Source organism: Microbacterium sp. NPDC019599, assembly GCF_040632175.1.
GTDB lineage: Bacteria > Actinomycetota > Actinomycetes > Actinomycetales > Microbacteriaceae > Microbacterium.
This window is the reverse complement of record NZ_JBEYBL010000001.1, coordinates 319,470-332,482: the sequence shown is the minus strand read 5'-3', so window position 1 is coordinate 332,482 and position 13,013 is coordinate 319,470. Positions and strand designations below refer to the sequence as shown.

Annotated in this window: 17 protein-coding genes; 9 read left to right on the top strand and 8 right to left on the bottom strand. The window is 69.8% G+C overall.

The genetic code is table 11. The features are described from left to right. Positions 1-51: 51 nt before the first annotated feature. Together ABZ477_RS01550 and ABZ477_RS01545 are read left to right on the top strand one after the other, a co-directional pair. Positions 52-1,416 (top strand): MFS transporter, encoded by a 1,365-nt coding sequence (locus ABZ477_RS01550; protein ID WP_360126800.1) that lies wholly within the window; start codon positions 52-54, stop codon positions 1,414-1,416. A gap of 76 nt (positions 1,417-1,492) precedes the next feature. Further along, entirely contained in the window at positions 1,493-2,257 is a 765-nt protein-coding gene (locus ABZ477_RS01545; protein ID WP_360126797.1) for an SGNH/GDSL hydrolase family protein, read from the top strand. Positions 2,258-2,365: 108 nt separating this feature from the next. Here ABZ477_RS01545 and ABZ477_RS01540 read toward each other — a convergent pair whose 3' ends face one another. Continuing rightward, positions 2,366-2,944, bottom strand: coding sequence for a dihydrofolate reductase family protein (locus ABZ477_RS01540; protein ID WP_360126794.1), 579 nt, complete (start codon positions 2,942-2,944; stop codon positions 2,366-2,368). An 88-nt stretch (positions 2,945-3,032) separates the two neighbouring features. Between ABZ477_RS01540 and ABZ477_RS01535 the strand changes: the two genes are divergently transcribed. The 3 genes from ABZ477_RS01535 (at position 3,033) to ABZ477_RS01525 (ending at position 4,233) form a co-directional block, all read left to right on the top strand. Next, positions 3,033-3,422, top strand: coding sequence for a metalloregulator ArsR/SmtB family transcription factor (locus ABZ477_RS01535; RefSeq protein WP_360126791.1), 390 nt, complete (start codon positions 3,033-3,035; stop codon positions 3,420-3,422). Then, positions 3,415-3,861 carry an SRPBCC domain-containing protein gene (locus tag ABZ477_RS01530; protein WP_360126788.1) on the top strand — a complete coding sequence of 149 codons (447 nt, stop codon included), beginning with the start codon at positions 3,415-3,417 and terminating at the stop codon, positions 3,859-3,861. Before ABZ477_RS01535 ends, ABZ477_RS01530 begins: the two co-directional genes overlap by 8 nt. Positions 3,862-3,969: 108 nt before the next feature. Continuing rightward, positions 3,970-4,233 carry a DUF6458 family protein gene (locus ABZ477_RS01525; RefSeq protein ID WP_360126785.1) on the top strand — a complete coding sequence of 88 codons (264 nt, stop codon included), beginning with the start codon at positions 3,970-3,972 and terminating at the stop codon, positions 4,231-4,233. 10 nt (positions 4,234-4,243) lie between these two features. Here ABZ477_RS01525 and ABZ477_RS01520 read toward each other — a convergent pair whose 3' ends face one another. Genes ABZ477_RS01520 through ABZ477_RS01510 form a run of 3 tightly spaced genes read right to left on the bottom strand, consistent with a single transcriptional unit; the run spans position 4,244 to position 7,385 of the window. Continuing rightward, positions 4,244-5,086, bottom strand: coding sequence for a PfkB family carbohydrate kinase (locus tag ABZ477_RS01520; RefSeq protein ID WP_360126782.1), 843 nt, complete (start codon positions 5,084-5,086; stop codon positions 4,244-4,246). Beyond that, positions 5,086-6,000: a pseudouridine-5'-phosphate glycosidase gene (locus tag ABZ477_RS01515; RefSeq protein WP_360126779.1), complete on the bottom strand. Its 915-nt coding sequence runs from the start codon at positions 5,998-6,000 to the stop codon at positions 5,086-5,088. The genes ABZ477_RS01520 and ABZ477_RS01515 overlap by 1 nt, the downstream gene beginning before the upstream one ends. 50 nt (positions 6,001-6,050) lie before the next feature. Beyond that, the gene (locus ABZ477_RS01510) at positions 6,051-7,385 is read right to left on the bottom strand and encodes an MFS transporter (protein WP_360126776.1); all 1,335 of its coding nucleotides are present in this window, start codon (positions 7,383-7,385) and stop codon (positions 6,051-6,053) included. A gap of 94 nt (positions 7,386-7,479) precedes the next feature. On the opposite strand from ABZ477_RS01510, the gene ABZ477_RS01505 reads away from it, so the two are divergent. Continuing rightward, positions 7,480-8,238 (top strand): phosphotransferase, encoded by a 759-nt coding sequence (locus ABZ477_RS01505; protein ID WP_360126773.1) that lies wholly within the window; start codon positions 7,480-7,482, stop codon positions 8,236-8,238. Positions 8,239-8,325: 87 nt separating this feature from the next. Then, the gene (locus ABZ477_RS01500; protein WP_360126770.1) at positions 8,326-8,787 is read left to right on the top strand and encodes a hypothetical protein; all 462 of its coding nucleotides are present in this window, start codon (positions 8,326-8,328) and stop codon (positions 8,785-8,787) included. 5 nt (positions 8,788-8,792) lie between these two features. On the opposite strand, the gene ABZ477_RS01495 is transcribed toward ABZ477_RS01500, so the two are convergent. The 3 genes from ABZ477_RS01495 to ABZ477_RS01485 are packed head-to-tail and all read right to left on the bottom strand — an operon-like array spanning position 8,793 to position 10,389. Then, a complete protein-coding gene (locus ABZ477_RS01495) occupies positions 8,793-9,059 on the bottom strand; it encodes a DUF6510 family protein (protein WP_360126767.1) in 267 nt (88 codons plus the stop codon). After that, the gene (locus tag ABZ477_RS01490; protein ID WP_360126764.1) at positions 9,059-9,799 is read right to left on the bottom strand and encodes a ferredoxin reductase; all 741 of its coding nucleotides are present in this window, start codon (positions 9,797-9,799) and stop codon (positions 9,059-9,061) included. The genes ABZ477_RS01495 and ABZ477_RS01490 overlap by 1 nt, the downstream gene beginning before the upstream one ends. Beyond that, complete coding sequence (locus ABZ477_RS01485) at positions 9,796-10,389, bottom strand: sulfite oxidase-like oxidoreductase (RefSeq protein WP_360126761.1); 594 nt, start codon at positions 10,387-10,389, stop codon at positions 9,796-9,798. Before ABZ477_RS01485 ends, ABZ477_RS01490 begins: the two co-directional genes overlap by 4 nt. 164 nt (positions 10,390-10,553) lie before the next feature. Here ABZ477_RS01485 and ABZ477_RS01480 point away from each other — a divergent pair, with 164 nt between their 5' ends. Then, positions 10,554-11,474 carry an AEC family transporter gene (locus tag ABZ477_RS01480; protein ID WP_360126758.1) on the top strand — a complete coding sequence of 307 codons (921 nt, stop codon included), beginning with the start codon at positions 10,554-10,556 and terminating at the stop codon, positions 11,472-11,474. A gap of 123 nt (positions 11,475-11,597) precedes the next feature. Beyond that, complete coding sequence (locus ABZ477_RS01475) at positions 11,598-12,155, top strand: DUF308 domain-containing protein (protein ID WP_360126755.1); 558 nt, start codon at positions 11,598-11,600, stop codon at positions 12,153-12,155. Positions 12,156-12,218: 63 nt separating this feature from the next. On the opposite strand, the gene ABZ477_RS01470 is transcribed toward ABZ477_RS01475, so the two are convergent. Further along, the gene (locus ABZ477_RS01470) at positions 12,219-12,992 is read right to left on the bottom strand and encodes an SDR family oxidoreductase (protein ID WP_360126752.1); all 774 of its coding nucleotides are present in this window, start codon (positions 12,990-12,992) and stop codon (positions 12,219-12,221) included. Positions 12,993-13,013 lie beyond the last annotated feature (21 nt).

Sequence of the window (13,013 nt, the reverse complement as noted above, 5' to 3'; positions counted from 1 at the left end):
GGTCGTCTCAAGTACCGCCCGCGCGAGGCTGGGCATCCGTAGCATGACGGCATGACGGATGCCCCGCCCACGACGGTCTCGGAACGCCTCGATCGGCTGCCCTTCACCCGCAGGCACCTGCGGGTGCTCACGGGGTCGGGCATCGGGTGGGCGCTGGACGCTATGGACGTCGGGCTCATCTCGTTCATCATCGCCGCGCTCGCCCAGCAGTGGGCGCTCGAGCCGACCGAGACCGCCTGGATCGCCTCGATCGGGTTCGTGGGCATGGCGATCGGCGCGAGCGTCGGCGGGCTCCTCGCCGACCGGTTCGGCCGACGGCAGGTCTTCGCGCTGACGCTCGTCGTCTACGGTCTCGCGACGGGGGCGAGCGCGCTCGTGGGCGGACTGGCTCTCCTGCTCGTGCTCCGCTTCTTCGTGGGTCTCGGCCTCGGCGCCGAGCTGCCCGTCGCATCGACGTACGTGAGCGAGCTCGCGCCTGCGCGCATCCGCGGCCGGCTCGTCGTGCTGCTCGAGGCGTTCTGGGCGATCGGCTGGACCGCGGCGGCGCTCATCGGCTACTTCGTCATCCCCGGCTCGGAGAACGGCTGGCGCTGGGCGTTCGCGCTGGGCGCGATCCCCGCGGTCTACGCCCTCATCGTGCGGTGGGGGCTTCCGGAGTCGGCACGCTGGCTCGAGCGGCGCGGACGGCTCGCCGAGGCGGACCGCGTCGTGCGGGCCTTCGAGGCGGATGCCGCCGGAGTCGCCGTCGCAGCGGATCCGATGCCGACGGAGCGGCCCCCTGTCGCGGATGGTGCCACGTCGGTCGCGAGCTCGACGGGCGAACGGCTGCGGATGCTGTGGAGCCGCGAGTTCCGCGTGCGGACTGCGTGTCTGTGGCTCGTGTGGTTCTGCGTCAACTTCTCGTACTACGGCGCCTTCATCTGGATCCCGACGATCCTCGTTGCGCAGGGCTACGACCTTGTGCGGTCGTTCGGGTTCACCCTCGTCATCACGCTCGCGCAGCTGCCCGGCTATGCCGCGGCAGCCTGGCTCATCGAGGTTTGGGGCCGCCGTGCGACGCTCTCGATCTTCCTCGCCGGGTCCGCCGTGTCGGCGATACTGTTCGGCACGGCGGCCGGCGAGCCGGCGGTCATCGCGACCGGCATGGCCTTGTCGTTCTTCAACCTCGGGGCCTGGGGTGCGCTTTACGCCGTGACGCCCGAGATGTATCCGACCTCGCTGCGTGCGACGGGCTCGGGCTGGGCGGCAGGGGCCGGCCGCATCGCGTCGATCGTGGCGCCGCTCACCGTGCCGCCGATGCTCGCGCTCGGGGGAGCCCCCGCACTGTTCGTCCTCTTCGCCGTCTTCTTCGCGATCGCCGCGACGGCCGCGTGGGGCCTCGCCGATCGCCGGGGCAGGGCGCTCGACGATCGCTGAGGCCGGCGCGGGGAAGCCCGGCTCGACGAACCCGCCGTGGGCCCGACGATCGCCGGCCCCGGAATAGGCTGGTCCGATGGCATCGGTTCGGTACGTCGCGATCGGCGACTCGTTCACTGAGGGCGTCGGCGACGAGCTGCCCGACGGCCGCGTGCGCGGCTGGGCGGACCTCGTCGCCCATGGCTGGGCGGACGCGACGAAAGAGCCTGTCGAATACGCGAACTTCGCCATCCGCGGCCGGCTCGTCTGGCCCATCGTCGAGCAGCAGCTCGAGCCCGCGCTCGCGCTCAAGCCGACCCACCTCTCGTTCAACGGCGGCGGCAACGACATGCTCCGCCCGCGTGCAGATCTCGGCCGGATCGTGGCGGCCTTCGACCGGGTCATCCGCCGCTGCGACGAAGAGGGCGTGCAGCTCATCGTGCTCTCCGGAGCGAACCCGTCGCCGCAGCTGCCCATGGGGCGCGTCTTCCAGAGGCGCGGCGACCTGTTGTCGGCTCGCGTCGTCGAGAGGCTCGACGAGCACTCGGGTATCGTCCGCGCACTCAACTGGCCCGATCGAGAGCTCTCGACGCCCGGATACTGGTCCGACGACCGCCTCCACATGAACGCGCGCGGCCATCACCGGGTCGCGGCCCGCGTCCTGACCGCGCTGGGGCTCGAGCCCGCCTCGGCCTGGTGGTCGTTGCCCACGCTGCCGCCGGGTGCCCGCGTATCGACGGGCGCCTACTACCGGGAGCACGTCGGCCCCTGGGTGCGCCGGCGCCTGACCGGAACGTCGTCGGGCGACGGCCGCGAGCCCAAGTACGACAGTTGGACGACCTTCGAGCCGTCGGGCGCCTGAGCCGCGCCCGGTGGGACGCATGTGAACCTGTGGACGACCTTCGAGCCCTCAGCCGCCTGAGCCGCGCCCGGTGGGACGCATGTGAACCTGTGGACGACCTTCGAGCCCTCAGCCGCGTGAGCGATCGGGGCGTCCGACGGAGTAGACGAGCTCGGCGAACTGCCCCGCCTTGCGCGCCGACTCGAGCGTGAGACGGTCGGATTCCAGCCGACGGGGGAGGAGCGGTCGCCCGGAGCCCAGTGTGACCGGCGCGATCGACACGCGGATCTCGTCGAGCAGTCCCGCGTCCGCGAACTGACCCACGAGGTCACCGCCGCCGACGACCCACACGTCCCTGTCGCCCGCGGCCTCCTGCAGCTCGCAGCAGATGTCGGTGACAGGCCCCGCATGGAAGCGGATGTCGGCGCCGTCGATGGCCGGCAGCTTCCGGGTCGTCATGACGACGCACAGCCTGCCGCCGTAGAAGTCCTGCCACTTCTCGGGCTTCGTGAGGAGGTCCTCGTGCCGTACGACCCATTCGAAGGTCGTGGAACCCATCACGATCGCGCCGATCGTGGTGAGGAAGTCCGGGAAGTCGGACGTGGCCTCGTCGGCGCCGGGGACGCCGAACAGCCAGGAGAGAGAATCCGCGTCGTCGGCGAGGTAGCCGTCGAGGGTCGTCGCCGTGTTGAAGATCACTCGAGTCATGTCGCGAGAGTAGCGACAGCATCCGACATCTTGACACGTATTCAACCAATCAGTATTATATGGATTGGTTGAATACGGAGGTGCCGAGATGTCCGTGATAGACGAAGAGCAGCTCACGCGCACGTTCGCCGCGCTGGCCGATCCGACGCGCAGGAGCATCCTGGCGCGGCTCTCGCAGGGGGAGGCGAGCGTCGGAGAGATCGCCGCGCCGTTCGACATGACCTTCGCCGCCGTCTCCAAGCACCTGAGGGTGCTCGAGGGCGCGGGCCTCGTGACGCGGGGAAGGGAGGCGCAGTATCGTCCGGCGCGCCTGGACGCGCGGCCGCTGGCCGAGGCATCGCGCTGGATCGAGGACTACGCCCGCTTCTGGGCGGATTCCCTCGGCTCTCTCGACTCGTACCTCAATGCGCTCCAACAGCTCCCACCCTCCGAACACAACGCAGAAAGCCCACACGACAAGGAGAACTCCCGTGGCTGACTACTTCACGATCACCCGCGACCTCGCGGCACCTCCCGCACTCGTCTTCGACTGCCTCACCAAGCCCGAGCACTTCGCCGTGTGGTTCGGGACGGCCGCCGTCGAGGTGCCGCAGGACTCGCTCACGATGGACGTCCGGCCCGGGGGCGACTTCCGCGCCGTCATGCTGCTGCCGGACGGCAACCGCATCGAGTGGGCGGGCGAGTACGTCGAGGTCGACCCGCCGTCGCACCTCGCCATGACGCTCACGGACAACCCGGGGGAGTACGCCGGACTGCCCGTCCTGTTCGATCTCGAGGAGGTCGACGGAGGCACGCGACTCACGATCAAGCAGGATCGCGCGGACTTCTCGGACGAGCAGGTCGCCGCGACGATCGCGGGCTACAACGCCTTCGTCGACGACATCGCGAACGAGCTCGCGCGTATGCAGAACGGCTGATCTGGCGCGTTTCCGGCGCTTGTCAAGCCCCTCCGGCGACCAGGGCGGGACTGCCACCATGACACTGGATGGGACTCCGCTTGGGGATGTCCCGGAAAGGACCTCGCAATGAGCATCGGTGCCGGAATCGTCCTCTTCGTGATCGGAGCAGTCCTCGCGTTCGCGCTGAACGTGCAGGTGGACTGGGTCAACCTCGACCTCGTCGGCTACATCCTGATGGGCGCAGGTGTCGTCATCGTCCTCATCGGGATCGTGCTCCTGGCACGCCGGCGTCGCTCGGACGTCGTGACCCGGACCGCTGTCGACCCGACGGGCAACGAGCGCGTCACGCGCCAGTCCACGGCCACGCCGGACGACAGCGCGACGCTCTGATCCGCTCGAACTAGATCGCGCCGGGCCGGCGCAGCGCCTCCACCGCGAGGGCTGCGCCGGCCTTCGCACATTCCACGGGACTTCGTCTCGCAAGCGCCGAGGCGAGAAAGCCCGCCGCGAACGCGTCGCCGGCCCCTGTCGAATCGACGGCATCCTGGACCCGCTCGACCGGCACCTCGACCTGCACGCCCCGCTCGGCGAGGATCACGGGATCGCCGCCGCGCTTGACGACGAAGACGGTGTCGTTCCCGATGACGAGTCCCAGCTCGTCCGCCGCGCGCGCTTCGTCGGCGTTGGCGAAGACGACATCGGGCGCCGGCGAGTCGAGGATGCCGCGCAGCACATCCGCGCCGAGCTCGCGCATCGCGGCGACGCTGGACAGGTCGAGGCTGATGCGCGCACCGGACGCGCGGACCGCGGCGGCGGCACGGAGCAGCACGTCGCGCGACGCAGGCGCGGCGAATCCGTAGAGGGGCAGATGCAGCCAGTCCGTCCCGTCGAGCCACGCGGGATCGATCGTCTCGAGGTCGGCGGCGGCCCCGCGATCGGTCAGCATCGTGCGCTCGGCCGAGTCGTCCACGAGGATGACGATCGAGCCGGTCCGCCCACCGCGCTGGACGCGCACGTCGACCCCGGTCTCCGAGAGGGCGTGCGCGAGGGCGTCGCCCTCGGCATCCGCCCCGACCCGTCCGATGAAGCGGACCGCGGTCATCCGGGCCGCCGCGGCGGCGACGTTGGCGGCGCTGCCCCCGCGTGCATGCGTGATGACGGCGGGATTGTCCGTGCCGACCTCGAGCGCGGACGGGCCGTGCACGACGACGTCCGCGATGAGGTCGCCGATGACTGTGAGCATCAGCGCCGGCCGGCCAGGGCGGCTGCGATCTCGGCTCCGAGCGCAACATTGCCGCGGTACACCGCGACGTTGACGTCGAGGCTGCGGCCGCCCGTCTCGCGCTGCATGACGTCGAGCAGGAACGGCGTCGTGTCGTGGCCGGAGATGCCGCGCCGCGCCGCCTCGGCGAGAGCGCGCGCGAGCACTTCGTCGTGCAGCTCGACGGGCAGCTGCGAGGAGACGTCGACGGGATTGGCGACGAGCAGGGTCGACGAGATCCCCAGCACGTCGCGCGCGAGGGCGATCTCGGCGATCTCGGCGGCGGATTGCGCGGCGTACTCGATGTCGTATCCCGAGTCGGCGATGTAGAAGCCGGGATAGTCCGTCGTGCGGAAGCCGACGACCGCGAGGCCCAGCGTCTCGAGCCGTTCGAGGGTCAGCGGGATGTCGAGGATCGACTTCACGCCCGCGCTCACGACGACGAGCGGCAGCGTCGCGAGAGTCGGCAGGTCCGCCGACTCGTCGAACGTCTGCTGCGCGTCGCGATGCACGCCGCCCAGGCCCCCGGTCGAGAACACGCGAATGCCCGCGCGATGCGCGAGGAGCGCCGTCGCGGCCACGGTCGTACCTCCGTCCAGCCGCTTCGCGGCGGCGACGGCCAGATCACGGACACTGAGCTTGACGACGCCGTCCGACGTCGAGAGTCGCTCGATCTCGGTGGGGGAGAGGCCCACCGTCGGCCGACCGACGACGACGCCGATCGTCGCGGGCACGACGCCCGCCGCCCGCACGCGCTCTTCGGCCTCGAGCGCAACCTCGAGATTGCGGGGTCGGGGGAGTCCGTGGGTGAAGATCGTCGACTCGAGGGCCAGGATCGGGATGCTGCGCTCCACCGCGTCGCGAACCTCGTCCGAGATGCGCACCAGGTCTGTCATCCGTTCCCCCTCCGCCTCGCTCACCACAGTATGCAGGTGCGGGGGAGCGATCAGCGGTCGGAGGGCCGCTTGCGTCGCCGGGGCTCGTCGAGGCCGATGCGGATGCGCGTCTTCTTGCGCTCGATGACGATGAACGCGGCGCCGAGCGCCCACAGGGGGACCTGAGTCAGGAACGCGATGCGGAACGCCTCGAGCGTGTAGGTCGCCGGCGTGCCCGCGCCCTGGAGGTCGAGCGCGAAGCCGATGAGGAAGATCGCGAGGAGGCCTGCGAGGAACCCGCCCACGTTCGTGATTCCGGTCGCCGTGCTGAGGCGGTGGCTCGGGTTGTGGGTCCGCGCGTGGTCGAACGCGATCATGGAGGCGGGGCCTCCGGTCGCGAGGGCCAGTGCCAGCGCGATGAGGAGCCACAGAGGCGCGGGCTGCGGCCACGCGATGACGGTCAGCCAGACGACCGCCTGGAGGGCGATCGTCGGCAGCACGAGCGCGCGGGATCGCAGGTGCGGGATGCGCGCGGACAGCATCCCGACGAATGGTCCCATGAGCATCCCGGCGACGACGTAGACGAGCATGATGCCGGCGGCCTCGGCGTTCGTGCGACCTTCGCCCGCCGTCAGGAACGGCACGCCCCACAGCATGACGAAGGCCGTGCCGGCGAAGGGCGTCGTGAAGTGCGACCAGAACGCCAGTCGTGTGCCGGGGTGCGCCCACGCGGCCCGCAGGCCGACGCTCGTATCGGCCGATGACGTCACGACGCGGATGGCGCCGGTGTCGGTGTCGACGGAGACGTCGGCATCACGCCCGGGCGGATGGTTGCGGATGACGAGGGCCGTGAGGATCGTGAAGAGCACGCACAGTCCCGCAAGGCTGCCGAAGGCGACCGTCCAGGAGGTCGCATGCAGCAGCGCGGCGAGCGGCACGATCGCGATGATCTGGCCGAACTGGCCCACGATGCCCGTGAGCTGCACCATGACCGGCGCGCGCTGTGCCGGGAACCACGTCGCGATGAGCCGCAGCACGCTCGGGAACACGGCGGCGTCGCCCGCGCCGAGCAGCATTCGGGCGATGATCGCGACCGTCACGTTGGGGGAAAGCGCCATGACGAGCTGACCGACCGCCATGAGGGCCATCCCGATCGTGATGATCGGCCGGGCGCCGAACCGGTCGAGCCAGATGCCGACAGGCAGCTGCATCGCGCCGTAGACGGCCAGCTGCAGCACGGCGAACATCGACAGGGTCGAGGCATCCGCGTCGAAGCGGTGTGCCGCGTCGATGCCGACGGAGGCGAGCGATGTCCGGTTCGTGACCGCGAGGACGTACGCACTGACCCCGACGCCCCAGATGACCCACGCCCTCCAGCCCGGTGGGGCGTGGAGGGGAGTCGTCATCAGTGGAGGACCGTCAATCGAATCGTTGCGAGAGGGGTGATTCCAGCCTACCGTCCGTCCGGATCCCGCCCGTCGCGGCGGGTACGCTCGACCCGTGGACGAGCCCGAGATCCCGCTTCACGGCGGGAACGCGACCGCCGGTGTGGTCCGCGTGGGCGGGACGGTCCGCAAGCCCTGGACGTCGTCGACGGACTCGGTGTCGGCATTCCTCACTCGGCTCGCGGCGGCCGGGCTCGACGTCCCGGAGGTGCTCGGTCGCGACGAGCAGGGACGCCAGATCATCGAGTTCATCCCGGGGACGCTTGCCGAGGATGCCCGAGCGCTGACGATCGGCGACCTCGAGCGAGTAGGCCGGATGGTGCGCGACCTCCACGAGGCGTCCGCGGGCTTCGAGGTCGGGGAGTCGAGCTGGACGACCCTCATCCACGCGCCGGGCGCCGACCTCATCTGTCATAACGACCTCGCTCCGTGGAACCTGATCATGGGGGAGAGGTGGGTCTTCATCGACTGGGATGCTGCCGGTCCGAGCACGAGGCTGTGGGACCTCGCGTACGCGGCACAGGCCTTCACGCTCAACGACGCAGCGCAGCTTCCCGTTGAAGCCGCGGGGCGCCTCGCCGCGTTCGTTCATGGCTACGACGCGGACGCGACCCTGAGAGCGCAGCTTCCCGACGCCATGGCTCAGCGCACTGAAGCGATGCACGAGTTGTTGCGTCAGGCGCACGAAGACGCGCGCGAGCCATGGGCGACGATGTACGTCGAAGGTCACGGCGCGCACTGGCGCACGGTCAGCGGGTACATCAGGCGTCACAAGGCGGTGTGGCAAGCCGCTCTCGCACCGAGCGGGGTCTGAGTCCAGGGGAGCGGTCGAAGGTGTCGTTCCGGACGACCTGACATAATGTGCATTATCGGCGAATATCGGAATGCTACCCTCGCCGCTGTGAGCAGCCGTCCACGCTTCGTCCTCCAGGGTCGATTCGTCCTCGATGCACCGCCGGAACAGGCGTTCCCGCTGTTCACGGCGGCCGGTGAACGGCTCTGGGTTCCCGGCTGGTCGCCGGAGTTCCTCGCAGACGTCGACGACGACACCACTGCAGGAACCGTCTTCCGCACGTCGGCCGACGGGCGCGTCACGACGTGGATCGTCGTCGAGTCGCATCCGCCGTTCGCCGCGACCTACGCGCGCTTCACACCGGCACACAGCGCCACGACGGTCCGTGTGCGCCTGGAGGCATCGGATGCCGGCACCCTCGTCCACGTCGGCTACGACATCACGTCGCTCGCCGAGACGGCCGACGCGCTGCTCGAGCAGTTCGCCCGCGAGTTCGACGACATGCTCGAGGAATGGCGGCGCGGGACCTCGGGTGTGCTCCAGCGCGCCGCCGAAGCCGCGAACGACTGAGGGGGTCAGCTCGAGGCGATCTCGGCCGTCCCCTCGAAGCGGAGACGGATGCTGCCATCCGCGTCACGCAGGATCACGAGCAGCGTGTGCTCGCATCCGTGGCACAGGACGATCGCGCCCACGCCGTCCCGCTCGACGACGGCCTCGGCGAGGTCGCCCTGCGTGCCGCAGTGGCGGCACGTGATGCGCAGCATCGAGGCATCCCCGCTCATGAACTCGGCCAGCACGCCCGCCAGAGCGTTGCCGTCGAGGCGCTCGACATTCCGGCCCATCAGGCGCCCCCGAATCGCTCGGTCTTGATCCGCGCCGCAGGATGTCCGCGCGACACCAGGGCTCGCGCGACGAACTCGACGAATGCCGTCGGCCCGCAGACGAAGATCGTCGGATCGTCCTCGACCGGCCAGGCCGCGGCATCCAGTTGCTCCGCCGTGAGCCGGCCCACGTCGCCCGGCCAGGAGGCGGGCGCTCGTCGCGTGTAGATCCACGTGACGCCTGCTCCCCCGGTCGTGCCGACATCCTCGAGCTCATCGCGATATATCGCGTCTTCCGGAGTCTTGACGGAGAACAGCAGGCGGAAAGGCTGGGATGCCGGACCGTCCAGGCGTGCGCGCAGCATGGCGCGCAGGGGCACGATGCCCGAGCCGCCCGCGATGAGCTGCACGGGCGACGGGTCGTCGGGGTGCCACACGAAGTAGCCGCCGAGCGGGCCGAGGACCTCGAGCGCGTCACCTGCTGCGATGTCGTGCACGAGATACGGCGATACCTCGCCGTCGGGAACCTCCGCGACGCCGAGCTCGATCGTGTCGCCGTCGCCTGCGAGACCCAGCGAGTAGGAGCGGACGGCCTGGTAGCCGTCCTCGGCCGTCAGGCGGACGTCCACATGCTGTCCGGGCCGGCTGCCGGGCCACCCCGGTGCCGACAGGCGCAGGACGCGCGCGGTCGACGTCGCCGCGATCGAGTCGACGACCTCGGCCTCGCGCCAGACCGCCCGGGCGGCGGCGGGCGCCGTCACCAGTAGCGCTCCTCGGTCCACGGGTCGCCGTGCAGGTGATAGCCGTTCTGCTCCCAGAAGCCCGGGTCGTCGTGCGAGTGCATGACGAGGGCGCGCACCCACTTGGCGCTCTTCCAGAAGTAGAGGTGCGGGACGAGCAGCCGGGCGGGTCCGCCGTGCTCGGGGTCCAGGGGCTCGCCGTCGAACTCGAAGGCGATCCACGCCTTGCCACCGAGGAGGTCGTCCAACGGGACGTTCGTCGTGTAGCCGCCGTACGAGTGCGCCATCGCGTACTCGACGTCCGTGTCGATGCCCTCGAAGAGGGTGTCGAGCGAGACGCCGCGCCACGTGGTGCCGAGCTTCGTCCAGCGCGTGACGCAGTGGATGTCGGTGTGCACATCCTCGATCGGCAGTGCGAGGAACTGGTCCCATGTCCAGGTCGTGTCCAGGCCCTTCTCGGTGCGGATCGTGAAGCGCCACTCCCCCGTGTCGATCTCCGGTGTCGGGCCCGCCGACAGGACCGGGAAGTCCTCCGTCAGGTACTGTCCGGGCGGGAGCCTCGGATCGGCCTCGCGACGCCGAGCTCCGAAGCCACGGGAGAACACAGCCATACGACCCCTCCTCGCCTGGCGGACAGCATCCCGCCGACCGCACCCAGGGTAGCGACGTGCGGAGCCCCGCGTCAGTCCCGGTCCGGTGCCGCCTCGGCCGGACGAGGTGAGCCGCGTCGATAGCCTGGACGAGTGACCCGCTCCCAGAACACGTCCGCCGACACGTGATCGAGGCGCTCACGGGGTTCGCCGTCGTCGGGGTCGCGATCCTGGTCGGCTGGATCATCGGGCGCACCGACCTGCTCGGAGAGCACGCGCGGCCCGTCCTCGCGCGGCTCACGTTCTTCGTGCTGTCGCCCTTCCTGCTGTTCGTCGTCCTCGGTCAGGCGGACGTCCGCACGCTCTTCTCCGCGATGCTGCCGGTCTCGGCGATCGCGGCGGTGTCGGTGATCGCGGTCTACGCGCTCGTCGCGCGGTTCGTGTGGAAGCGTGGTGTCGGCGAGATCGTCATCGGCGCGCTGTCGGCAGGTCAGGTCAACTCGAACAACATCGGCATCCCGCTGTCGCTGTACCTCCTCGGCTCGGCCGCGTACCCCGCGCCCGTCATCCTGATGCAGCTGCTCGTCTTCACGCCGATCTCGATGACGATCCTGGAGGCCGTGACGGCGGGGCGCACCTCACTCCCCCGGGCCGTCCTGCGCACGCTGAGCAACCCGATCGTCGTCGGGTCGGTCCTCGGCACCCTCGTCTCGGTCTCGGGAATCGAGCTGCCGCCCATCGTGATGGAGCCGGCGCAGCTCGTCGCGAACGCGTGCGTCCCTGTCCTCCTGATCTCGTACGGCATCTCGCTGCACGGTCAGCGGGTCCTGGCGCCGTCCGGTCGCCGGCGCGACATCACCCTCGCGACGATCCTCAAGCTCCTCGTGATGCCCGTCGTCGCCTGGGTCGTGGCGGAGTTCGTGTTCGGGATGTCGCCCCATGACGTGCTCGTCGTCGTCGTGCTCGCGGCACTGCCGACGGCGCAGAACGTCTTCAACTACTCGCAGCGGTACGGCGTCGGCGAGACGATCTCACGCGACACGGTGTTCCTCACGACCGTCGGATGCGTGCCCATCCTGCTGCTCGCGACCTTCCTGCTCGGCTGAACGGGCGGGTGCCGGCCCCTGACCCAGATCGGGTGAACAGGCCGCGAGGCTACGCCGAGTCGCTCGAAGTCGGGTCTAGGCTGGGCCCGAACCTCACAGGAAACATTCAGAAAGGGCTCTCTCATGTCCGGATCGGCGGCCGAGAAGTCGGCCATCAACGGCATCCGCACCGCTTTCGGCGTCGGCGGTGTGCTGTCCATCATCATCGGCATCCTGATCCTCGTCTGGCCGGGCAAGACCGCGCTCGTCGTGACGGCGATCATCGCGATCTATGCGATCGCGGCGGGCCTCGTGTACGCGGGCCTCGGGATCTTCTCGAAGTCGAAGGGCGGCTGGGCCCGCGTCGGACACATCGTCCTCGGCCTGCTGTTCATCGTCGCGGGCATCTTCGCGCTCATCAACCTGCAGGCGGCGACGGGCTGGTTCGGGATCTTCCTCGGCATCCTCGTCGGCATCCTGTGGATCGTCGAGGGCATCGTCTCCCTCTCGACGCTGGGCGACGCGGCGTCGAAGGGCTGGACCATCTTTTTCGCGATCATCAGCATCCTCGCCGGTATCGTGCTGCTCTTCACGCCCCTCTACGGCATCGCGGTGCTGTGGTGGCTGCTGGGCATCGCGCTCGTCGTGCTCGGCATCATCCAGGTCATCCGCGCGTTCCGCTTCTCGGGACGCGACCTCTGATCCAGGCCTGAAGCAGAAGCGCCCCGAGGATCACCTCGGGGCGCTTCTGCTTTGCAGCTGGGATCACTCGCCGCCGAACGACTCCGTGTCGCCGACGAGGCGCGTGTGGTCGTCGGCGATCGGCTCGACCGCCGCGAGGGCGACCTCGGCCGCGAACTCCGAGACGTTGTAGAGCTTGCCGGCGTCCTCACGGCGCGCCGCGATCGCGCCGGGATTCGCGCGCTCGAGCAGCGTCGCCGTGATGGTGCCTTCGATCATGTCGCCCGAGACGACGACGAACTCGATCCCGCGCTCCTCGAGAGCGGGGATCCGATCGCGGAGTGCATCCTCGCCCGCGCGCTTGGAGAGGGCGACGGGCTCGTACTCGGGCATCGTCGGCGTCGTGCGGATGAAGTGGGCCTGGTGGCTCGTGACGAAGACGACGCGCGAGCCCTCGCCCAGGAGGGGCAATGCCGTCTCGAGCACGCGCACCTGCGCGTCGCGGTTGAGCTGCAGGGCGTAGTCCTCGGCCATGCCGGACTCCATGCCGCCCGATGCATTGAGGACCAGGATGTCGAGGGTGCCGAAGGCGCGCTGCACCTCGTCGAACATCGACTGGACCGACTCGGCGTCGGTGAGGTCGGCGCCGACGACGAGCGCCTCGACGCCCAGGTCGCGCAGCTCGCTCGCGAGCTTCTCGGCGCGCGGTGCCTTGTTGCGGAAGTTGATGACGACGTTCGCGCCGGCCTGCGCGAAGTAGCGGACGGTGTCTGCGCCGATGCCGCGCGACGAGCCCGTGACGAGAGCGGTCTTGCCGGCGAGCGTGCCGGGCGCGAGGGGCGTGAGGGATTCGGACACGTGGTTTCCCAAGGGGTTGCG

What these genes read in the sequence shown, in the direction of transcription:
- ABZ477_RS01550 (WP_360126800.1), top strand. Translation starts at nt 52, where the DNA reads ATGACGGATGCCCCGCCCACGACGGTCTCGGAACGCCTCGATCGGCTG.
- ABZ477_RS01545 (WP_360126797.1), top strand. Translation starts at nt 1,493, where the DNA reads ATGGCATCGGTTCGGTACGTCGCGATCGGCGACTCGTTCACTGAGGGC.
- ABZ477_RS01540 (WP_360126794.1), bottom strand. Translation starts at nt 2,944, where the DNA reads ATGACTCGAGTGATCTTCAACACGGCGACGACCCTCGACGGCTACCTC.
- ABZ477_RS01535 (WP_360126791.1), top strand. Translation starts at nt 3,033, where the DNA reads ATGTCCGTGATAGACGAAGAGCAGCTCACGCGCACGTTCGCCGCGCTG.
- ABZ477_RS01525 (WP_360126785.1), top strand. Translation starts at nt 3,970, where the DNA reads ATGAGCATCGGTGCCGGAATCGTCCTCTTCGTGATCGGAGCAGTCCTC.
- ABZ477_RS01520 (WP_360126782.1), bottom strand. Translation starts at nt 5,086, where the DNA reads ATGCTCACAGTCATCGGCGACCTCATCGCGGACGTCGTCGTGCACGGC.
- ABZ477_RS01515 (WP_360126779.1), bottom strand. Translation starts at nt 6,000, where the DNA reads ATGACAGACCTGGTGCGCATCTCGGACGAGGTTCGCGACGCGGTGGAG.
- ABZ477_RS01510 (WP_360126776.1), bottom strand. Translation starts at nt 7,385, where the DNA reads ATGACGACTCCCCTCCACGCCCCACCGGGCTGGAGGGCGTGGGTCATC.
- ABZ477_RS01495 (WP_360126767.1), bottom strand. Translation starts at nt 9,059, where the DNA reads ATGGGCCGGAATGTCGAGCGCCTCGACGGCAACGCTCTGGCGGGCGTG.
- ABZ477_RS01485 (WP_360126761.1), bottom strand. Translation starts at nt 10,389, where the DNA reads ATGGCTGTGTTCTCCCGTGGCTTCGGAGCTCGGCGTCGCGAGGCCGAT.
- ABZ477_RS01475 (WP_360126755.1), top strand. Translation starts at nt 11,598, where the DNA reads ATGTCCGGATCGGCGGCCGAGAAGTCGGCCATCAACGGCATCCGCACC.